Here is a 21,371-nt window from a genome sequence, read left to right as displayed (position 1 = left end):
ACTCATCTTTTTATGTGGTGTTGTCCTGATCATGAACAAATCATACTCATCTCGTCCGCTATTAAAAACACTTAGCCTAATCATCAGCTGTGCCAGTCTCACCGCTTGTGGTGATTTTGCATGGTGGGCAAATGATAAGGAACCTGTACTGAAAGCAGATCAGATTAAAAGTGTGATTCCAGCACGTGTACGTGATCGTGACGCTTGGGCACAAGATATTCATGACATTATGCAAGAACTTAATATCCCTCAATCTAAACAGAATGTATGCACGATTGTTGCCGTGGTGGATCAAGAGTCAAACTTTGTTGCAGACCCACAAGTCGCTGGTTTAGGTGAAAAAGCAGTTCAGGAAATTAATACGCGGTTAAATGAAAAATTCGAAGCAAAACTTGGGGAGACAATCGGTGGTACCGTCGCAGGTTACTTCGAGGAAGTCCTAAAAAATCAACCCTCTCCTGAAGACAACTATATGCGCCAAATGCGTAGAGTTAAAACAGAACGTGAGCTTGATCTACTTTATCGTGAAATTTTTGATTACATGGCGAAGCATTACCATATTAGTGCTTTAACTGGCGCTGCAAAACTTGTAGGCCAAGATATTAGTGAGAAAATGAATCCGATTACCACCCTAGGATCGATGCAAGTTCATATTAATTATGCCAAAGAACATAAACGTATCGGTATGAGCACTGCAGAATTACGCAATGATCTCTATACCCAATACGGTGGCCTATATTATGGCATCCATCGTTTAATGGTTTATCCTGCAGATTATGATCGCGCAATTTATCGCTTTGCTGACTATAATTCTGGCATGTATTCCAGCCGTAATGCAGCATTTCAAAGCATGTTAGACGCATTAACTGATATTGAAATTGATTTAGACGGCGACCTACTTATCTATAATAAAGAAGGTAATGTTCGTGCGACTCAAAGCCAAACCGAAAAAGCTTTGATTTCAGTATTTGCTGAAAATGGGGTTTTAGTTACTCCACGTCAAATTCGTAGTGACTTAAAAAAAGAGAAATCAAAGAAATTCGAAAATACACAGACTTATACAGCGCTACAAAATTTATATCAAAGCAAAACAGGTAAGGATGCAAAATATGCGATTATGCCTCAAGTCGTAATTTCTGGTCCAAAGTTGAGCCGTGATTATAATACCAATTGGTTTGCAAGCCGTGTAAATGGACGATATGAAACATGTATGCAAAGAGCAAAACAACTAAAACTGTAAATCTTGCTTTATTTGATTTTGATGTCACGCTTTATCCCAAAGACAGTTTTACCCGATTTATTTTTTTCGCCCTCCCGAAACATCATGTTATTTTAAAAGGCTTGAAAATCCTTCCTTGGATTCAGGCCTACTATCTAGGTCTATATCCTGCACATGCGATGAGACCTCGATTATTTCAAACGATGTTTAAAGGCATGACAGCGAAGCAAATACAAAGTATCGCAATCAATTATGCACAACAAATTATTAAAGAATTAGATCCAGATCTACTTCAACAACTTTATTTACACCAACAACGTGGCGATCATGTTGTGCTTGTTTCCGCTTCAATTGACTTATATTTAGCGCCGATCTGTGAATTATTAAATATCGAATTGATTTGTACAGAAACAGAAATTGTTAATGGCACACTCTCTGGCCATTACCAGTCTTTGGATTGTAGCTGTGAACAGAAAAAAATTAGAGTACTGCAACAATACAATCTGAATGAGTACCATCAAGTTTATGCCTATGGTAATAGCCATGAAGATCTTGAAATGTTCAGCTTGACAGATCACGCTTACATGGTTGGACAAGATTTAACACTTCCACACGTTATACATCCACAACATGTTGATGAAAAGCAACCGCAAAAGAAATTAGAAAAAGACTCTACATGAGAAGAATTATTAGTTATTATTTGCTCAAATAAATTGTACTGTGAATTGACCATGAATGCTCATACTGCACCTCAGGCCAATGTCTTAACCATCCAACAATTGAGCAAGCAATATGGAGCTCGATTTGCGGTCAATCAGGCAACATGGTCTGCTACTCGCGGACAGATTATCTGTTTACTCGGACATTCAGGTTGTGGCAAAACGACGATGCTACGGTTGATTGCGGGTTTAGAAACGCCTAGCAGTGGTTCAATTCAACTTGAACAAGACATTTTATGGAATGCACAACAACAAGTGCCGGCAGAAGAGCGAAATATTGGCTTAGTGTTTCAGGATTATGCGCTGTTCCCTCACCTAAGTGTGTTGGAAAACGTCATGTTTGGTTTAAGAAAATTACCAAAACAACAGCGACAAACGATTGCAGAACAAGCACTACAACATGTATCAATGCATCATCACCAACATAGCTATCCCTACACCTTATCAGGTGGAGAGCAACAACGCGTAGCTCTGGCACGTGCATTAGCGCCTAAACCACAAGTCTTACTGATGGATGAACCCTTTTCAAATTTAGACCACCGTTTACGTGACCACATCCGCCAAAGCACTATCGAAATCTTAAAAAAAACAGCAACTACAACAGTTATTGTGACCCATGATCCTGAAGAAGCCTTACAAATTGCTGATCAAATCATTTTGATGCATCAAGGTAAAATTATTCAGATTGGGACGCCTAAACAACTTTATTTACAGCCTAAAACCCTATTTGCGGCACGTTATTTTTCTGCATTAAATGAAATACCAGTACAACATCAAGATAATCAACTGACAACAATTTTTGGATCATGCCCTACGCCTCAGCACTTAGAGCAAACTCAGCAGCCGATCCAATGTTGTTTCCGTCCACATCAAATCCATATTTTTAAAGAAACTGCTGAACATAGATTGGCTGCAAAGGTTATTTCTTCAAGCTTTATGGGACATACTCAACAATTACGCTTACAACTAGATACAGGAACCACGACCTTATTGGCTCAGGTTGATTATCAACAGAATTTTAGTGAAGGCCAACAAGTGTATGTCAGCGTAGATTTGGCAACATGCTTCTTCTACGCTTTAGATGATCAAACACCGATCGAAAATATTCGCACCAAACAAACGTTCAATGTTTAAACTTTGTGATTAGGGATGAAATAAATGAAACAACTGTCAAAGCTTCATATTGCTTTAGCTGGACTAGTGGCATTAGGAAGTAGCTGGGCTAATGCCGCTCAAGTAAACCTATATACCACTAGAGAACCTGTTTTAATTCAACCACTTTTACAAGAATTTAGTGAAAAAACAGGCGTTAAAGTAAATACTGTTTTTATCAAAGATGGATTACTTGAGCGAGTAAAAGCGGAAGGACGACGTTCGCCTGCTGATGTGATGCTGACTGTTGATTTTGGTAATTTAGTTGATTTAGTTGAAGGTGGGTTAACTCAACGTATTAACTCAAAGGTCCTGAATACTGCTATTCCTGGAAACTTACGTGCGGCAAATGGTCACTGGTATGCATTATCAATGCGCGCACGTGCTGTTTATGCATCTAAAGAACGCACGCCTTTAACTGCAATCAATTATGAAGATTTAGCTGATCCAAAATGGAAAGGAAAAATCTGTATTCGTTCAGGTAGTCATGCATATAACACCAGTTTAATTGCAGCTTATATTACCCATCACGGTGAAAAAGCGACTGAGCAATGGTTACGTGGCGTAAAAGCGAATTTGGCACGACCAGCCAGTGGTGGTGACCGTGATGTTGCACGCGATATTCTTGGTAAAATTTGTGACATTGGTGTAGCCAATACCTATTATGTAGGCACGATGCGTACAGGTGATGCTGAACAACAACGCTGGGGCAATGCCATCAATGTCGTATTACCGCGCTTTAAAAATGGCGGTACACATGTCAATGTCTCAGGAGCTGCTGTCGCTAAATACGCGCCTAACCCTAAAGAGGCTGTTCAATTACTTGAGTTCTTAGCTTCTGATCATGCTCAAGCTATTTATGCGCAAAGTGGTTTTGAATACCCAGTAAAACCAGGCGTTAAGATTGATCCAATTATTGCCAGCTTTGGTAAGCTTGAGGTGGATAAAATTCGTTTAAGCGATATCGCACGTCATCGTAAAGCAGCTAATCTTTTAGTGGATAAAGTTCAGTTTAATCACTAAGCCTTATTGTGTTTGACAGGTGATAATCTCGTTTTATCACCTGCTCGCTCAATTGTTTTGCCTTTCTCTCACTCAGTCCCTCTATACACTCGATGATCAAAAAGAAAGACACACCTCGTTTACTGTTTTCGCTTAGTGGTATCTTAACACTACTGGCTTGCCTACCCGTATTGGCCTTAATCTGGACAGCCTTACAAGGTAATAGTGATATTTGGGGGCATTTACTGCGCTATGTGCTCCCTGCCACGCTGATTGATACAACAATACTTTTATTTGGGGTTGGGATACTGACGATCCTGATCGGTACTGGTAGCGCTTGGCTTGTAACCGCTTACCAATTTCGTGGGCGTGCTTTTTTAGACTGGGCACTATTACTCCCTCTTGCTGTACCAACCTATATTATTGCTTATAGTTATATTGATATTTTGCATCCCATTGGCCCGATTCAAAGCGTACTAGGCACTTGGTTTGGTTGGGAAGCACAGCCTTGGTGGTTTCCAAATATTCGTTCTGTTTGGGGATGTATTTTCCTCTTAAGCTTTGTGCTGTATCCATATGTTTATTTAAGCACTCGTGCCATGTTTCTGATGCAATCAGCCAGTCTAATTGAAGTTGCACGTAGTTTAGGCTTAAAACCAAACCAAGTTTTTCTACGTGTCGCAATTCCCCTTGCTCGCCCAGCAATTGCTGTTGGTGCAAGTTTGGCGCTTATGGAAACCATTAATGATATTGGTGCGACTGAGTTTTTAGGGGTTAAAACACTGACTCTCTCCATCTACTCCACATGGACAAATCAATCAGACTTAGCCAGCGCTGCACAAATCGCTATTTTCATGCTTATGATCATCACCTTACTGGTGATCGTAGAACGACTTGGCCGACGAAAACAACGCTATATGAATTCCGCTCAACGTAGCCGACTCATGCCTGCACAAAAAGTCACAGGAGGCAAAGCATGGTTATTTTTAGGCTTAGGTCTAATTCCAATCTGTATTGGCTTTCTTATTCCGATTAGCCATTTATTGGTCGAATCATATAAGCGTCTTCAATATGCAGGCTTTTCTGATTATTTACTACAAGCCTCAATCAATACACTAAGTTTGGCCAGCATCGCTACAGTAATCACGATTTTTATTGGATTCTTAATCGTGAGCGCGGCAAGATTTAGTCAAAATACATGGTTCAGCCGTATTTCTAGCTTAGGTTATGCTATTCCAGGGACAGTACTCGCCATTGGGCTTATGCTGTCATTAGGAAAAATTGACCATGCGGTTGCAGACTTTTTGGAGTTTAAACTTGGGATTCATACGGGATTATTATTCCTAGGTACCACATTTACTTTAGTCTATGCATATTGTGTCCGCTTTCTTGCTATTGCAATCGGTGGGATAGAATCAGGTTATAATCGTATTCATGGTGTGTTTGATGATGCTGCACGTAATTTAGGGCAAAATCGTTTTTCTATTTTATGGCGTGTGCATTTACCGCTATTACGTCCTGCCATTATTTCAGCAGCTTTGCTCATTTTTGTGGATTGTATGAAAGAGCTACCTGCTACCCTGTTACTTCGGCCACTCAACATGGAAACACTGGCAACACAACTTTATGCTGAAGCCTCCAGAGGAACTTATGAAGATGGAGCAATTGCAGCGTTACTAATTGTCTTGGTTGGACTAATTCCTGTTATTTTACTGGCACGCATGGGTAAAAATATGCAACAACAAAAATAATCTTCACGACTCCAGACATAAAAAAGACTTCTAATCAGAAGTCTTTTTTATTGCAATTGAAACGTTCAAATCTTAATAAATTGCCATGTGATTACGATGAATCATTTCCAAGGAACGTGCTTCACCTAAGACCTGATGGACTTTATCTGACGACAATCCTTTAACAAGATCAGCAGAGCGTGAACTAAAATTGACACGTCCAACTGCGATACGTTGTCCTTTTTTATCCACACACTCAACCACATCACCGCGATCAAAATGCCCTTCTATCGCTTTCACGCCCACGGGTAATAAACTACGATGTTTCAGTTTAATCGCTTCTACAGCACCATCATCGATGACCAAACGTCCAGCAGTTTGTAGATGAGCCGCTAACCATTTTTGGTGTGCGGTAACACGATCATTGTCAGTGGTAAATAACGTTCCCATCATCTCACCCGACATTAAACGAGCGAGTACATTTTCACTTTCACCACTTGCAATCAATGTTGGACAACCAGAACGAGCAGCTAAACGAGCAGCACGAACTTTTGTCACCATACCGCCACGTCCTAACACGCCACCACCACCTGCCATTTCAAACAAGCGATCATCAAGTGCGCGAACAGAAGAAAACAGTTTGGCATTTGGATTGTTGCGTGGATCTGAGTCAAACATGCCTTGTTGATCCGTTAAAATAATCAACAAATCAGCTTGCACCTGACCCGCAACCATTGCAGCTAAAGTATCATTGTCGCCGAAACGGATTTCATCTGTAGAAACCGTATCATTTTCATTGATGACAGGAATCACTCGCCAATCAATCAAGTTTTGCAATGCATCGCATGAGTTGAGATAACGACGGCGATCAGCAAGATCATCATGAGTCAAAAGAACCTGAGCAGTGCGGATGCCATGTTGATCTAATACACTTGACCATGTATGAATCAAGCCCATTTGACCGATCGCAGCACAAGCCTGCAAACTGGGTAAATCAGTGGGTCGACTCGCAAGTTTCATGCGTACCATCCCTTCTGCTACTGCACCAGAGGACACCAAAATAATTTCATGTCCAGCATTGTGTAGATCTGCAATTTGTTTCGCCCAATGCGAAATTGCCTGTAAATCTAAACCTTGCCCATTTGCAGTCAGTAAAGATGATCCGATTTTAACAACGATTCGTTTACACGCATTGAGCTGACGTTGCCCATCGACCACTTCTATCATTTTTTCCTCAAATTATTTTTCCTGTTGCACAGCGACGATTGCTGTACAACAGGAATTAAAAGGGAGTTTAACAGTCTAATTAATCACGAACGTAGACGCTTTCTACGCCGCCATCATCATCTTCATCGTCAAAATCATCTTCGTCATCTTCTAGGCCTGCTTCACGCTGGGCCTTACGCAATGCACGATAAGCTTCTTTTGCTGCGATGGTTTGTTCACGTGTTTCAGCTTCAAGCTGATCACGGAATGCTTTAACTTCTGCTGCGTACTCAGGATCTTCAACTTCACGCTCGCGTTGTTGCTCGATTTGATCCATGAGGTAATACACAACCTCCTTGGTTCCTTCAGACATAAGACCAGAAGTTTTAAATACTGGACCTTTCCATTGCAATTCATCAAGAATGTGCTGACACCATTCTTCTCGTGACTCTTCTGGCAATTGATCTAATTTATTCAACACCAACACCACAGGAAGCTTCGCCAATGTTGGAGAGAATTTCTCTAACTCAGCTAAAATCGCTCTGGCATTGTGTACTGGATCAGATCCGTCGATCGGCTGAACATCAACAATGTGCAAAAGAATACGTGTACGCGCCAAATGCTTCAGGAAGCGAATCCCTAGACCAGCACCTTCCGCTGCACCCTCAATCAATCCAGGAATATCGGCCATCACAAAAGAGCGATGACGATCTGCATCCACAACACCTAAGTTTGGTACCATGGTTGTAAACGGATAATCAGCAACTTTTGGTTTTGCCGCACTGACTGCACGGATAAAAGTTGATTTACCTGCATTCGGCATACCCAATAAGCCAACGTCTGCAAGTACTTTTAACTCTAGACGGACTTCGCGATATTCGCCTTTAATACCATGAGTACACTTACGTGGTGCACGGTTGGTTGACGATTTAAAGTGTGTATTGCCTAAACCACCATCACCACCATTGGCCACTTTGACACGTTGGCCATCAGCAACCAAGTCACCAATAATGTCGCCAGATTCAGTATCAACAATGGTTGTACCCACTGGCACTTTTAAAATAACATCTTCACCACCACGACCGGAACAGTTCGCACCTGAACCATTTTTACCGCGTTCTGCACGATATCGGCGGGTATAACGGTAATCTACGAGTGTGCTGGTATCATCATCAGCTTGGATGTAAATACTTCCGCCACGTCCCCCATCTCCACCATCTGGACCACCAAAAGGGACAAATTTTTCACGGCGAAAACTGGCTACGCCATTGCCACCGTCGCCAGCCTCTACGGTTATGACTGCTTCATCAACAAAGCGCATGTGCCAATCCTCTAAATTCTTTAAAACGGGCTATTTTGCCACATTTTAATAAAATTCTCGAATAGAAAAATCAGCAAATAGGATTTTGGCTTTAAAAAAAACAGATTTTATTGGCTTTAAGGTCTTACATTTCTTAATGGCAGGTCCATTTGCATTTCTAAATTTGCTTTTGTGTCTTGCACTGAGTTAAACATGATTGCATTGAACGATGAAATCGAACTCATATTGATCTCATCATTGATATTTAAACGTGGATAGAACTGATGCTTCACCGGCAAATGAATAGACTCATTAAATGCAAAATGTACAGGTCCTTCAAACACGATTGTGACGGGAACGGTATAACTTCGTTTGAGTTCAAACGGTATGTCCAGCTTTACGGGTATATTTAGACTTAAAGGGAATTTAGGCAGTAACTTATTCTGATAAATGAGATCAGTGGTGGTCTCTATCGGCATGACCTCATCTACTTTAAGCATTGTTTGATAATCAATATCCACTGTAATTGGCGTTTCAACTTCAAAACTTAAATCTGCTAAATATTTGCCTTGCAATGGCAGCTCTAAAGTACGATCAATGAGTAGATCCGTGTTTAACTCACCTTTGGATCTTACTTGTAAATGCTGCCCAACCTGGATCTGAGTGGCTAAAGATTCGGGCAAACGTATATCCGCCTGCTGTGCTGAAACCATGACCGATGCTTGAATATTCAAATAAAACCAAAACAAGATTGCGACCAATGTGGTCAAAATCACAAAACTAATAAAGGCGCTTTTGTATGTTTTAAGCATCTGACTCATTCACCTACTTTTATTTCTGTTTTATGAGGTGTCTTTTCACTCGTTGTAGAAACAACGCGATCCAGATACATACTTGATAGCGGAATCTTGAGTTCACCTTCTGCGATTTTGACAGGTAAGGTATTTTTGACATCTACAGCTGCATTCAAGTCAGAAGTGATTGGAACATTCAGCTTGCCTTGTACAGGAATATTGGCATTGAGCTGTGTCTTCAATGGAATATTTAGATTTTCTTTCAATACTGTTTTTACAGGCGCATCAAACTTTAAGTGCACTTTTTGTTGTAGCGGCACTTTGATATCAATCGGCACATCAAGCTGTAGTGGAATAGAACCTTTTAAAGGTAACGTGACGTCTCTACCAAGAATCTTTACTTGAACTTTGGTATCGATTGGGAGTTCTTGATGAACCTTTATAATTTCCTGAACAGGAATAATCGTGCTGATTGGGACCTGACTATCAAAGTAAACACGGGGAGTTAATGTTTGAGTTAAAGGCACACTAAGTTGTTCGTTAATTGGAATTTTTGCATCAACACGACCATTTACTTCAACATCCAGTGCTTCCTTCACTTTGACTCGAACCTGTAACGGTTCTTGTAAATCAATCGCAACTTTTTGATCTTTTAATGGAATGTAAATATTGAAATGCTTAAACACCCACATTGCGATATAAACGCCACACAAGTTGGCAACAACTATCAAAGCAAAAACTGCAAACAAACGTCTAAACTGCAACAATGAAGTATTCCTAACCAAATCTTTCCCTTTGTCGTTATTCTCTTCGATTTTTTTGTTTTAATCTGCATAGATTCTGTACAGTCAATAAAAAAGCCCAGTGGGAACTGGGCTTTTTTTGTATAGCTTTACTAACAAATATTATGCATTTGTTTCAGCTGGAACTTTTGTATAGCTCACACCACACATTTGTTCAGCGATACGCAATACTTGGCAGCTATAACCTACTTCATTGTCGTACCAAACATAAGCAGTTAAACGTGTACCAGAAGTAATGGTTGCTTGCGCATCAAATACGCCCGCAGTACGCGAACCAATGAAGTCACTCGATACCACTTCAGATGAGTTGGTATAGCCAATTTGACCTTGTAAGTTAGAGTTGATTGAGATTTGACGAATGTATTCGTTCACTTCTTCACGATCAACTTCTTTCTCTAAGTTCAAGTTCAAGATTGCAAGAGAAACGTTAGGTGTTGGAACACGTACAGAATTACCTGTTAACTTACCTTTAAGTGCAGGCAATGCTTTAGCAACTGCTTTCGCTGCACCAGTTTCAGTAATTACCATGTTCAGTGTTGCAGCACGACCACGGCGATCTGCTTTATGGTAGTTATCAATCAAGTTTTGATCATTTGTGAACGAGTGAACAGTTTCCACGTGACCATTTAATACTTTGTATTTATCGTCTAAAACTTTTAATACAGGTGTAATTGCATTTGTTGTACAGCTAGCAGCAGAGATGATTTTGTCTTCATCCAAGATGTCAGTATTGTTTACACCGTAAACAACGTTTTTCATTTCACCTTTACTTGGTGCTGTTAACACTACGCGTGCAACACCTGGGCATTTCAAGTGTTGGCTTAGACCTTCAGCATCACGCCATTTACCAGTGTTGTCGATTAAAAGTGCGTTTTCAATACCGTATTCTGTATAGTCAACTTCACTTGGGCTAGATGCATAAATCACTTTAATGAAGTTACCGTTAGCAATGATTGCTTCGTTTTCTTCATCAACAGAAATTGTACCAGCAAAAGTACCGTGAATAGAGTCACGACGTAATAAAGAAGCACGTTTCGCCAAATCACCGTCAGAAGACTTCCGTACAACAATTGCTTTAAGGCTTAAACCACGACCTAAACCTGATTGGCTAATGATTAAACGAGCCAAGATACGACCAATACGACCAAACCCGTAAAGAACTACATCTTTAGACTCAACCTCAGTTGCCTTACCTTGAATCGAAGCAACAGCTTTAGCAACAAAAGCGTCTACATCACCGCCTTCATTTTTATATTCAACCGCGAGTTTACCGATATCAACTTCCGCAGAACCAATGTTTTCTACTTTCATTAACGCTTCCAAGATTGGGAAGGTATTTACAACTGAAAGCTCAACATCAAGCATACGTGTGCGGCGATGTGATTTTAAGATTTGGATTACTGAACGGTTAATTAAAGAACGTCCGTAAACAGAAACAACAATATTTTTCTCACGGTACAATTGACCAATCAAGGCAATCATACGTTCCGCGATTTCCTCACGATTTTTCCAACGACCTTGGTGTTCTGCATGTAGGGCAACGATAGTGTCTTTGCTCACAGTTACGTCCTCTAATTTAATATCTATACTGGGCGTGAAATTTTAAAACGCCATAATTGTAATGGAATTATCATCAAGATTGAATCAAAAGCTGCTAAACGAGCTAAGATTTTGTCCCAATTGACTATAAATTCATAAAATACCTATAATTATTTTTGTGATTTTGGTTAAAAATCTTTCTCTATCATCGTAATAGCCCCCCTATAAAAATGCTTGATGATCACTTTACAAATATGATTGCGATTTTTGAGTTAATCTTCCGCATTATTAAGCCGCTTGGGATAATGTTTTAGATTTAACTCAAGCTGCTGTTTTCGTCGTTTTTGCTGGACAAGATGATTAGCACCTTCGATCACGAGTACCAAGACAGCCAACCAGATAAGAATATACGTCAACCACTCTTCTTCACCAATTTTTTCACCAAGTGCAAATGAGACCAATGCCAACAAAACGGGTTCCAAATATCCCAACAAGCCAAAAAGAATTAACGGCAAATAACGACTCGCCAAAAGATAACAACCTAGACCAATCGCACTAAACAGGCCAAGTCCCATCACGACCAAAGCTAAACTTGGTTGCTCTAGAAACTTGAAATATGGTGTATCGCCTGTTTGAGTGAAGAAAATCGCAACAGGTAGAATAATGATCATATCCCACCAAAATCCACCCAAGTTATCTGTTTTAATTTGCTTTCGAATCACAAAATATGCGGTATAACCAATCGCAACTAACGCTGTTTCCCAAGCAATACTGCCCAGTCTCCATATTTCATGCCCAACGCCCAACATAGCAAGAAATACAGCAAGCGCCTGAAACTTTGAAAGCTTTTCCCCATATAGAACACTCCCTGCCAACACTAACACTAAAGGCAAAAGGAAGTAACCTAAAGATACTTGCAATCCACGACCATGCATCGGCCCCCATAAAAATATCCATAATTGCACTGAGGTGAGCACAGAGGTAATCATCAAAAGTAATAATAAACTAGGGGCAGCAATCACTCTTTTTAAAATGGCTTTGATATGAAACAAATCGCCACTAAACCACATAAACAAAGTTAAAAATGGCAAGGTCGCAATAATACGCCAACCAAAAGTTTGTTCGCTATCAAAGGCACCAAGCAATTGAGTATAGTAATACAGAACCCCAAAAGTTACTGATGCCAAAACTGAATAAGCAATTCCTTTAAACATCATAAACCTCTAAACTGGGGAAATTTTATAAAGAACTTGATTTATCCACTATATGAAAATAAAAAAACCATGCAAGCATGGTTTGAATAAATTTAACGTCCTTAACGATGCTCTGGATAAATGATATCGCCAATATCATAACCAACCGACTTTGCATAATTTAAATATTCAAGGATAACTTCTTTATTTGGATTTGGGGTTCTTGATAGCACCCATAAATATTTTCGACGTGGCTCACCTACCAGTACCGTTTGATACTCTTCATCTAGCTTTAGAACCCAATAATCGCCACGACCTATTGGAATCCACCGTACCCCTTCGGGTAAAAAACTGACTTTTAACTTACTATTGAAAGGTGCATTCGCAACAAAGGCTTCCCCTAAACTTTGTTGTAAATTTCCATCACCGTCATAACATTTATTATCAACAATAATATTACCGTTTTCATTGACTGTATAAGTGGCGGTAATGTTATAGGCGCACTTTCGCTCAAAATAGATAGGTTTCCGAGCAACCTCATACCAAACCCCGAGATACTTATCTAATTCAACTTTTTCAACGGTTGCTAAGGGTTTAGCTTGTGCGTAGGCAATTGTGCCTGCGGCCAACCCTGTTAAAACAACGCCACCGATTGCGATTTTTGCTAGACGCCAACTGGCTTTTGGGAAATTTTTAATTAATGGCATGAGAAATCCTCAAAACAGAATTTGTTATAAGTAGTCATATAGTTAACTAATAAAACTAGTCTATTTTATAAACAAAAACTGTTGAGATATGTATCACTTTTGAGGAATTCGCTTCACTGTTTAAGATTTCAACATGTGTGCTTTTAAACGCACAATTTCATCACGTAACCTAGCGGCTTGCTCGAACTGTAGCTCTTTCGAGGCTTTCAGCATTTCCTTTTCCAATTTGCCGATATGTTTTGCAAACAACTTTGGATCAGAAAGTAGATGTTGTTCATCTGCACTGATTGATTGAGCTTGTTGTAGTGCATTTTCATCAATCTCATCATCGCTCAACACTTCACCCGTATCGATTTCTTTGATGGTTTGACGGACAGCACTTCGCGGTGTAATGCCATGTAACTCATTAAACTCAATTTGTTTGTTACGGCGTCGATCTGTTTCATCAATCGCTTTACGCATAGAGTCGGTAATACGATCTGCATATAAAATGGCTTTACCTTTTACATTACGCGCAGCACGCCCTATCGTTTGAATCAGTGAGCGTTCTGAACGTAGAAACCCTTCTTTATCTGCATCGAGAATAGCAACCAAAGAAACCTCAGGCATGTCCAAACCTTCACGCAATAAATTAATTCCTACAAGGACATCATGCACACCTGTCCGAAGTTCGTGAATGATTTTAACGCGTTCAACCGTATCAATATCAGAATGGAGATAGGCAACCTTTACACCATACTCTTTCAGATATGAAGTTAAATCTTCAGCCATGCGCTTGGTTAAGGTTGTAACCAAAACCCGCTCATGCAACTGTCTGCGGATATTAATCTCAGACAATACATCATCTACTTGGGTCAATACTGGACGTACTTCAATCTCAGGATCAATCAATCCTGTTGGACGCACCACCTGTTCCACCACCTGCTCAGATTTTTCCAGTTCATATAATGCTGGTGTTGCACTCACGAATACGGTTGTCGGAACAATACGCTCCCACTCTTCAAACTTCATCGGACGATTATCTAAAGCACTCGGCAAACGGAATCCGTAATTCACCAAATTTTCTTTACGTGAACGGTCACCTTTATACATTGCACCGATTTGTGGAACCGTCACATGCGATTCATCAATAATCAATAAGGCATCTTCTGGTACATAGTCAAATAAAGTAGGTGGCGCTTCACCTGCTGTACGACCAGAGAGGTGTCGTGAATAGTTTTCAATACCATTGGTATACCCCAACTGTTGCATCATTTCTAAATCATAGCGTGTCCGTTGTTCAATACGCTGAGCTTCAAGCAATTTATCATTGTCTTTAAAAAATTTAAGTTGATCTTTCAATTCATCTTTAATGGTATCAATGGCACGAGTTAAGTGATCTTTGGGTGTAACATAATGACTCTTAGGATATATGGTCACACGCGGAACTTTACGAACAAGCTTTCCGGTCAAAGGATCAAACCAACGAATCGAGTCAACCTCATCATCAAATAGCTCAACACGAATCGCATCCTGATCTGATTCAGCAGGGAAAATATCAATAATCTCACCACGAATACGATATGTACCACGTAAAAACTCTAATTCATTACGGGTATATTGCATTTCAACTAAGCGACGAATAATGTCATCACGGCTCACGCGATCACCTTGTACAATATGCAGAAGCATCTGCATATATGCATTTGGATCACCCAAACCATAAATCGCTGAAACGGATGCAACGATGATCGCATCACGACGTTCTAATAATGCACGTGTGGCTGAGAGTCGCATTTGATCAATATGATCATTAATTGCCGAATCTTTTTCAATGAAAGTATCTGACGAAGGGACATAAGCTTCAGGTTGATAGTAGTCGTAATAACTAACAAAATATTCAACAGCATTGTTCGGAAAAAATGCTTTGAATTCACCATAGAGCTGTGCAGCAAGTGTTTTATTGTGTGCCATCACAATCGTCGGACGTTGCGTTTTGGCAATCACGTTCGCCATGGTGTAAGTTTTACCAGACCCTGTAACCCCCAGTAGCAATTGATTACGAAAACCGTGCTCAATACCATTCACCAATTTTTCAATTGCTTGGGGTTGATCACCTGCAGGCTGATAATTGGTGACTAATTCAAATGGCTGACCAGTCTCTTGTTCTTGCATATCGTTCATCTTGCTACACTCTTATCGTTGTATGATATTGAGATTAATCTTACAGATACAACCCTAAATCTTAATGTGGCGAAAAATTGCTACAATTTTCAAGCAACCTCACACTCTCCTCGTTATAAAATTTTGCTAACGTTTTTTTAACTTTGATCAAGCCAACGTGCCACACGTCAGATTTTCAACTCGAATTAACGTTGATCACTAAAATATCAACCACATCTAATAAGTTGATCTAACAAAACAATTTCATAAAAATGAGATGCAAGACACATTTTAATTAAATTAATGTTACAAATTGCCGATTTATGCAATTTTAGATCAGCTTATGATCACAAGAATAATAAATATCACAATGCGCTTAGAAATGAGAAATTACATAAGCATGGAGGCTTATCTTGAAAACAAAATATACGATTGCTATGGCTACCACTATACTTGCTGTAATTACTTTTGCAGCAACCCATAAAGCTCCTGTCAAAATACTAAACACTGATGCCCAAACTAATGCCGTTGAATTTCATCATGAATTATTAAAACAAACTAAACTTACAGAAACTTTACAACAAATCCGCTCAACCTCTCAGCTAACTCCTTTAGCATTGCGACATTATATCGTTGTATTTAAAGACCAATCAGGACAATCCACTCAACTGTCCCAAACCATCCAAACACAGTACGGCGGTCAGACGAGATATCGTTTTGATCAAGCACTCAAAGGTATCGCGATTAGCATACCAGAGGTTGCCAGTCAGGCATTTATAAATGCCATGCTACGCCATCCATTGGTCAATTACGTTGAAGAAGATCAAGTCATTCAAATCAGTGCAATCCAAAGTAATCCTTCATGGGGACTCGATCGAATCGACCAACGATCACTTCCGTTAAATCAAAGTTATCAATATGAAGATACAGGTGCTGGGGTAAATTTATATGTTCTCGATACGGGAATTTTAGCAACCCACCAAGAGTTTACAGATCGAGTAAAAAAAGGCTTTTCAGCAATCTCAGACTTTAATGGTACTAATGATTGTAATGGGCATGGTACGTTTGTCGCGGGATTGGCTGGAGGCACAACCTATGGTGTCGCCAAGCAAATTAATCTGATCCCTATACGAGTCGTCGGTTGCTCTGGTTCAGGGTTGATGAGTAATATGATTGCAGGAATTGACTGGATATTGAAAAATGGTCAAAAACCAGCCGTTGTCAATATCTCCATGGGAGGCCCTGCATACGAACCGTTGGATACAGCAATCAATAATCTATCTACTCAAGGCTTTATCCCTATTGTTGCCGCTGGAAATTCCAATACCAATGCATGTGATCTGTCTCCTGCACGTTCGGCAAATGCCATAACTGTTGCTGCAACAGACAAAACAGATACTCGTGCCAGCTATTCGAACTATGGTGCATGCGTTGATATTTTTGCCCCAGGTAGTGGTGTTACTTCCGCTTGGAACAGAAGTAACAGTTCAGTTGGTACAGGCAATGGGACTTCAATGGCTGCACCTCATGTTGCAGGTGCTGCTGCTCTGATATTGCAGCGAACCCCAACCGCTACTACAAAAATGGTTACTGATCAAATCTTTGCGACGTCTACACCTAATGTTGTCAAAAATGTAGCAGGTAGTTCAAACCGTTTATTATTTACTGCAACTGCATCTGATAGTACGCCGTCTAACCAAACAATACAGCAATCTACCAATACTCTAGCGAGCATTAACCAACTGATCGGCGCTACGACTCGAAATTGGTTATTTGGCACATGGAAAGCAACGGTCAACATTAAAGTTGTCGATCAAAATCAGAAAGCTGTCAGTAATGCCACAATTACTGGAGGATTTAGTGTTGGCGCCTCTGCCATTAATTGTATAACCAACAGTATTGGGGAATGTCAGCTAAATAGTGGAACTCTTTCTCGAAACGTAACCAGTACAACATTTAACGTGGTAAATATAACGGGTACAAATCTAACTTATGCAGCAAATCATAATCAGGTCAGTCATATTACATTGACACCTTAAAATCACTTGACCCATATCACAAACGCCTTCAACATGAGCTGATACTTAATTACTTATGATAAAAAATATGTCTTACCAATATCATGATGAAACGATTGTCACTGAACTCCCAGAAGATACAGTATTTGTTTTTGGTAGTGATTTAGCAGGAAGACATGACAGTGGCGCTGCTCGTGTCGCTGCTCAGCACTTTGCGGCAGTAAAAGGTGTCGGTCGTGGATGGGCTGGGCAAAGCTTTGCGATTCCAACGCTGAACGAACATATGCAACAAATGCCCCTGTCACAAATAGCTCATTATGTCGATGATTTTAAGATTTATGCAAAGAATCATCCCAAAATGAAATATTTCTTAACGGCATTAGGTTGTGGTATCGCTGGATATAAAGTCTCTGAAATAGCGCCTTTATTCAAAGGCATACATTCAAATGTGATTTTCCCTGAATCATTTCGTCCATTTATCGAAGAAGATGCTGTATCAAAATTTCCAGATCTAACGGCCGAAATCGTCCATGCTTTTATCAAAGATGAAGTTATTTTTTACTTCGACCATGGATATGAATCTTTCGAAGAAGCATTATCCGAAACAAATTTATCAGCCAATGAAAAAGCAATTGCTTTGATTGTACTGAATGAAGAACTTTATCCACGTGACCGCTATGGGCGGGGTAGAGAACATGAAATTAAAGATATTTTGGGTAAGCTAAATGGGAAAATATTTAATTTTCAAAGCAATTCCGAAGGTGCCATGATTTTCGTCAGCGTGATCATTGCACTGATGGAACTGTACGATATCGACGAGCAAGACTTTATTAAATTATGGCGTGGTGATTTAACCATTCAACACCCAGTTAATCGCTGCTAAATCCACATAAACCACTGAGCAAAAGGAGATAAAACTAAAAAAACTATAAATTGATAGGATAGAAAAAATAAAAACTCAGTACAGAAAAACAGACATCGTATAAAAATGGAGATTCAAGTGAATATTCAGCAACCTTTATTTGCCTTAATTTTTACGACTTGCGCAAGCTTTACTTTTGCAGCCCCCCCATCATCCAAACATGGTCCAATCAAAGATCAATACATTGTAACCTTTAATAAGGCACAAACATCATCTAAAGACTTAGCAGCGACACTGGCCAAATCTCATGGCGGAAAAGTTTTACATACCTATGAATCTGTACTAAAAGGATTTGCAATTTCACTTCCCAGCAACGCAGGTCAAGCATTTGTGGAAGCTATGAAAAAGAATCCCAATGTACTGTCTGTTGAACCAGATACTGTAATGAGTATTCATAGTAACGTTCAGAATAATGCAGTGTGGGGATTAGATCGTACTGACCAAAAGAATCTCCCACTTGACTCCAATTATAGCTATACCCAGACAGGTGCAGGTGTTACAGCTTATATTGTAGATACAGGCATACTTACTTCTCATCAACAATTCTCAGGTCGAGTCAAATCAGGATATACTGCGATCAGTGACGGTAAAGGAACTACCGACTGCAATGGACATGGCACACATGTAGCTGGCACAGTCGGTGGAACAACTTATGGTATTGCGAAAGATGTAACCTTAGTACCAATTCGTGTTTTGGGCTGTGATGGTGCGGGTACGTCCAGCGGAGTTTTGGCTGGGTTAGATTGGGTCGTCCAGAATGGTAAAAAACCAGCAGTGGTTAATATGTCACTAAGTGGTGGCGTCAGCTCATCTTTGGATAATGCAATCGTCACACTTTATGATCAGGGCTATACCCCTGTCGTTGCTGCGGGTAATTCAAATACGGATGCGTGTAATTCCTCACCTGCTAGAGCAAGCAAAGCGATTACCGTTGCGGCAATCGACAATACCGATACGCGAGCAAACTTCTCTAACTATGGCAGTTGTGTGGACATTTTTGCGCCTGGAACACAAATTACATCGGCTTGGTACGATAGCAATACTGCAACCAAACTCTCAAATGGCACTTCTATGGCGACACCGCATGTAGCTGGTGTTGTTGCTGGAATGTTACAAAGCACCCCCACTGCATCACCGCAAACAATTACAACCAATTTGCTGAAACTAGCAACAACGAATATCGTTAAAGATCCAGCGGGTAGTCCAAATCGTTTGCTTTATAAAGCACCTTAATTGAATAACCCTTTAGAAAAAAGGATATCTTTTAAGATATCCTTTTTTCTTCTATTTAACGTTTTCCCATCGAACGACGCGTGCCACGCGGTGGCATCCAAGTTCGATCTGCATATTGCTCAGGTTTTGGACGCACCTGATTATGCGTTGCATCTTCAGAATCATCCTGAGCAGATGGCATCGGAAATGGCAATTTAACCAAAGCTTTTTTTGCCTTGGGTGATTGAGTACTCATTGAAATTCTCTCGAAATCTAAATTTCTAAACGCTATTGTAATAGATTTTTTATGATTTTTATAAAAATAAAATGTGTAAAAACAAAAGCTGTCCTCTACCCTATAATTTGGTAACTTTTTATACGATTAAGGCAAGTTTTGACCACAAAAAGTTCTATTTAAGCTAAGATAACCTGCTTTTATTTTTTAATCCCATAAGAAGGAATAATGCCGTGGACGTACGTCTCTCTGATCGTGTCAATGCCATCAAACCGTCCCCTACACTTGCAGTAACCAACAAAGCTGCTGAGCTTAAAGCTGCGGGTAAAAATGTGATTGGTTTAGGCGCAGGCGAACCAGACTTTGATACCCCTCAACACATCAAAGATGCTGCAATTGAAGCGATTAACAACGGCTTTACGAAATACACGGCTGTCGATGGCACTCCAAGCCTCAAAAAAGCAATTATTGCAAAATTGAAACGTGATAATAACTTGGACTATCAAGCAAATCAGATTTTGGTTTCTTGTGGTGGTAAACAAAGTTTCTTTAACTTAGCACTGGCTTTGCTCAACAAAGGTGATGAAGTCATCATCCCTGCGCCATTCTGGGTAAGCTATCCTGATATGGTGATTATTGCTGAAGGTACACCAGTGATTGTGAAATGTGGTGAAGAACAACGCTTCAAAATCACACCTGAACAATTAGAAGCTGCGATCACGCCAAATACACGTTTAGTGGTATTGAACAGCCCATCGAACCCTACAGGTATGATCTACACCAAAGCTGAGCTCGAAGCTTTGGCTGAAGTTCTTCGTCGTCACCCACAAGTTTTTGTCGCTTCTGATGACATGTATGAACCAATTCGCTGGGAAGATGAGTTCTACAACATTGCAACCGTTGCACCAGACTTATATGACCGTACTATCGTTTTAAATGGTGTATCTAAAGCCTATGCAATGACAGGCTGGCGTATTGGTTATGCGGCTGGTCCTGCAAAAATCATTGGCGCGATGAAAAAGATCCAGTCTCAATCAACCTCTAACCCAACGTCGATTTCACAAGTTGCAGCAGAAGCCGCATTGAATGGTCCTCAAGACGTTTTACAACCAATGATTGAAGCATTCAAACGCCGTCATGATTTAGTTGTAAATGGCTTAAATGACATCAAAGGTATTTCATGCTTACCTGCCGATGGTGCATTCTACGCGTATGCAAACATTCGCCCATTGATTCGTGCCAAAGGCTTAAAATCTTGCACAGAATTCTCTGAATGGTTACTTGAGGAAACTGGCGTTGCTGTTGTTCCAGGTGATGCATTTGGCTTAGGTGGGTTTATGCGTATCTCTTACGCAACTGCTGATGAAGTTCTAGTCGATGCTTTAGCTCGCATCAAAAAAGCAGCTGAATCTATTGATGGTGTTGATGCCGCAATTGCATCAATCAAAGCTGAAAAATAATAAGCTTAGTTAAGATGA

General features: G+C 40.1%; 18 protein-coding genes. 9 read left to right on the top strand and 9 right to left on the bottom strand.

Translation table 11 applies throughout. The features are described from left to right. The first annotated feature begins 31 nt into the window (after nt 1-31). The 5 genes from AAC851_RS14330 (at nt 32) to AAC851_RS14310 (ending at nt 5,843) form a co-directional block, all read left to right on the top strand. Entirely contained in the window at nt 32-1,240 is a 1,209-nt protein-coding gene (locus AAC851_RS14330) for a DUF1615 domain-containing protein (RefSeq protein ID WP_100833846.1), read from the top strand. Beyond that, a complete protein-coding gene (locus AAC851_RS14325; protein WP_340600986.1) occupies nt 1,207-1,899 on the top strand; it encodes an HAD-IB family hydrolase in 693 nt (230 codons plus the stop codon). The genes AAC851_RS14330 and AAC851_RS14325 overlap by 34 nt, the downstream gene beginning before the upstream one ends. A 51-nt stretch (nt 1,900-1,950) precedes the next feature. Beyond that, complete coding sequence (locus AAC851_RS14320) at nt 1,951-3,072, top strand: ABC transporter ATP-binding protein (protein WP_100833848.1); 1,122 nt, start codon at nt 1,951-1,953, stop codon at nt 3,070-3,072. 24 nt (nt 3,073-3,096) lie between these two features. Then, complete coding sequence (locus tag AAC851_RS14315) at nt 3,097-4,113, top strand: extracellular solute-binding protein (protein WP_100833849.1); 1,017 nt, start codon at nt 3,097-3,099, stop codon at nt 4,111-4,113. Between the two features lie 92 nt (nt 4,114-4,205). Then, nucleotides 4,206-5,843, top strand: coding sequence for an ABC transporter permease (locus AAC851_RS14310; protein WP_100833850.1), 1,638 nt, complete (start codon nt 4,206-4,208; stop codon nt 5,841-5,843). A gap of 72 nt (nt 5,844-5,915) precedes the next feature. Here the strand turns inward: AAC851_RS14310 and proB are convergent, their stop codons facing one another. The 8 genes from proB to uvrB all read right to left on the bottom strand — a co-directional run bounded on the left by proB (nt 5,916) and on the right by uvrB (nt 15,518). Further along, entirely contained in the window at nt 5,916-7,049 is a 1,134-nt protein-coding gene (proB, locus tag AAC851_RS14305; RefSeq protein WP_004639988.1) for a glutamate 5-kinase, read from the bottom strand. 79 nt (nt 7,050-7,128) lie between these two features. Continuing rightward, a complete protein-coding gene (gene cgtA, locus AAC851_RS14300; protein WP_100833851.1) occupies nt 7,129-8,349 on the bottom strand; it encodes an Obg family GTPase CgtA in 1,221 nt (406 codons plus the stop codon). Between the two features lie 116 nt (nt 8,350-8,465). Further along, entirely contained in the window at nt 8,466-9,140 is a 675-nt protein-coding gene (locus tag AAC851_RS14295; protein ID WP_171456277.1) for a hypothetical protein, read from the bottom strand. 5 nt (nt 9,141-9,145) lie between these two features. Further along, a complete protein-coding gene (locus AAC851_RS14290; protein ID WP_005084603.1) occupies nt 9,146-9,889 on the bottom strand; it encodes a hypothetical protein in 744 nt (247 codons plus the stop codon). Between the two features lie 138 nt (nt 9,890-10,027). Beyond that, nucleotides 10,028-11,485, bottom strand: coding sequence for a glyceraldehyde-3-phosphate dehydrogenase (locus tag AAC851_RS14285; RefSeq protein WP_100833853.1), 1,458 nt, complete (start codon nt 11,483-11,485; stop codon nt 10,028-10,030). Nucleotides 11,486-11,736: 251 nt separating this feature from the next. Beyond that, entirely contained in the window at nt 11,737-12,678 is a 942-nt protein-coding gene (gene rarD / locus AAC851_RS14280; protein ID WP_005089680.1) for an EamA family transporter RarD, read from the bottom strand. Between the two features lie 101 nt (nt 12,679-12,779). Then, nucleotides 12,780-13,364 (bottom strand): lipocalin family protein, encoded by a 585-nt coding sequence (locus tag AAC851_RS14275; RefSeq protein ID WP_004639997.1) that lies wholly within the window; start codon nt 13,362-13,364, stop codon nt 12,780-12,782. 120 nt (nt 13,365-13,484) lie between these two features. Continuing rightward, nucleotides 13,485-15,518 (bottom strand): excinuclease ABC subunit UvrB, encoded by a 2,034-nt coding sequence (gene uvrB / locus AAC851_RS14270; protein WP_171402623.1) that lies wholly within the window; start codon nt 15,516-15,518, stop codon nt 13,485-13,487. A 425-nt stretch (nt 15,519-15,943) separates the two neighbouring features. Here uvrB and AAC851_RS14265 point away from each other — a divergent pair, with 425 nt between their 5' ends. From AAC851_RS14265 to AAC851_RS14255, 3 genes are all read left to right on the top strand, one after another. After that, complete coding sequence (locus AAC851_RS14265; RefSeq protein ID WP_008942052.1) at nt 15,944-17,545, top strand: S8 family peptidase; 1,602 nt, start codon at nt 15,944-15,946, stop codon at nt 17,543-17,545. A gap of 67 nt (nt 17,546-17,612) precedes the next feature. Next, on the top strand, nt 17,613-18,407 hold the full coding sequence (locus tag AAC851_RS14260; RefSeq protein ID WP_017396370.1) for an A1S_2505 family phage non-structural protein: 795 nt from the start codon (nt 17,613-17,615) through the stop codon (nt 18,405-18,407). A gap of 105 nt (nt 18,408-18,512) precedes the next feature. Continuing rightward, nucleotides 18,513-19,679, top strand: coding sequence for a S8 family peptidase (locus tag AAC851_RS14255; RefSeq protein WP_008942054.1), 1,167 nt, complete (start codon nt 18,513-18,515; stop codon nt 19,677-19,679). Nucleotides 19,680-19,734: 55 nt separating this feature from the next. Here the strand turns inward: AAC851_RS14255 and AAC851_RS14250 are convergent, their stop codons facing one another. Then, nucleotides 19,735-19,914, bottom strand: a complete 180-nt coding sequence (locus tag AAC851_RS14250) for a hypothetical protein (RefSeq protein ID WP_004640006.1) — start codon at nt 19,912-19,914, stop codon at nt 19,735-19,737. 212 nt (nt 19,915-20,126) lie between these two features. Between AAC851_RS14250 and AAC851_RS14245 the strand changes: the two genes are divergently transcribed. Next, the gene (locus AAC851_RS14245; protein WP_004640008.1) at nt 20,127-21,353 is read left to right on the top strand and encodes a pyridoxal phosphate-dependent aminotransferase; all 1,227 of its coding nucleotides are present in this window, start codon (nt 20,127-20,129) and stop codon (nt 21,351-21,353) included. Nucleotides 21,354-21,371 lie beyond the last annotated feature (18 nt).

Source organism: Acinetobacter sp. HZNU-JH01 (assembly GCF_037996845.1).
GTDB classification, from domain to species: Bacteria; Pseudomonadota; Gammaproteobacteria; order Pseudomonadales; family Moraxellaceae; genus Acinetobacter; species Acinetobacter haemolyticus.
The sequence above is the reverse complement of the archived record's forward strand: the minus strand, read 5'-3'. Positions and strand labels throughout refer to the sequence as shown.

What these genes read in the sequence shown, in the direction of transcription:
- AAC851_RS14310 (WP_100833850.1), top strand. Translation starts at nt 4,206, where the DNA reads ATGATCAAAAAGAAAGACACACCTCGTTTACTGTTTTCGCTTAGTGGT.
- rarD (WP_005089680.1), bottom strand. Translation starts at nt 12,678, where the DNA reads ATGTTTAAAGGAATTGCTTATTCAGTTTTGGCATCAGTAACTTTTGGG.
- AAC851_RS14315 (WP_100833849.1), top strand. Translation starts at nt 3,097, where the DNA reads ATGAAACAACTGTCAAAGCTTCATATTGCTTTAGCTGGACTAGTGGCA.
- AAC851_RS14320 (WP_100833848.1), top strand. Translation starts at nt 1,951, where the DNA reads ATGAATGCTCATACTGCACCTCAGGCCAATGTCTTAACCATCCAACAA.
- AAC851_RS14330 (WP_100833846.1), top strand. Translation starts at nt 32, where the DNA reads ATGAACAAATCATACTCATCTCGTCCGCTATTAAAAACACTTAGCCTA.
- uvrB (WP_171402623.1), bottom strand. Translation starts at nt 15,518, where the DNA reads ATGCAAGAACAAGAGACTGGTCAGCCATTTGAATTAGTCACCAATTAT.
- AAC851_RS14325 (WP_340600986.1), top strand. Translation starts at nt 1,207, where the DNA reads ATGTATGCAAAGAGCAAAACAACTAAAACTGTAAATCTTGCTTTATTT.
- AAC851_RS14255 (WP_008942054.1), top strand. Translation starts at nt 18,513, where the DNA reads ATGGAGATTCAAGTGAATATTCAGCAACCTTTATTTGCCTTAATTTTT.
- AAC851_RS14265 (WP_008942052.1), top strand. Translation starts at nt 15,944, where the DNA reads ATGGCTACCACTATACTTGCTGTAATTACTTTTGCAGCAACCCATAAA.
- proB (WP_004639988.1), bottom strand. Translation starts at nt 7,049, where the DNA reads ATGATAGAAGTGGTCGATGGGCAACGTCAGCTCAATGCGTGTAAACGA.
- AAC851_RS14260 (WP_017396370.1), top strand. Translation starts at nt 17,613, where the DNA reads ATGTCTTACCAATATCATGATGAAACGATTGTCACTGAACTCCCAGAA.
- AAC851_RS14295 (WP_171456277.1), bottom strand. Translation starts at nt 9,140, where the DNA reads ATGCTTAAAACATACAAAAGCGCCTTTATTAGTTTTGTGATTTTGACC.
- AAC851_RS14275 (WP_004639997.1), bottom strand. Translation starts at nt 13,364, where the DNA reads ATGCCATTAATTAAAAATTTCCCAAAAGCCAGTTGGCGTCTAGCAAAA.
- AAC851_RS14250 (WP_004640006.1), bottom strand. Translation starts at nt 19,914, where the DNA reads ATGAGTACTCAATCACCCAAGGCAAAAAAAGCTTTGGTTAAATTGCCA.
- cgtA (WP_100833851.1), bottom strand. Translation starts at nt 8,349, where the DNA reads ATGCGCTTTGTTGATGAAGCAGTCATAACCGTAGAGGCTGGCGACGGT.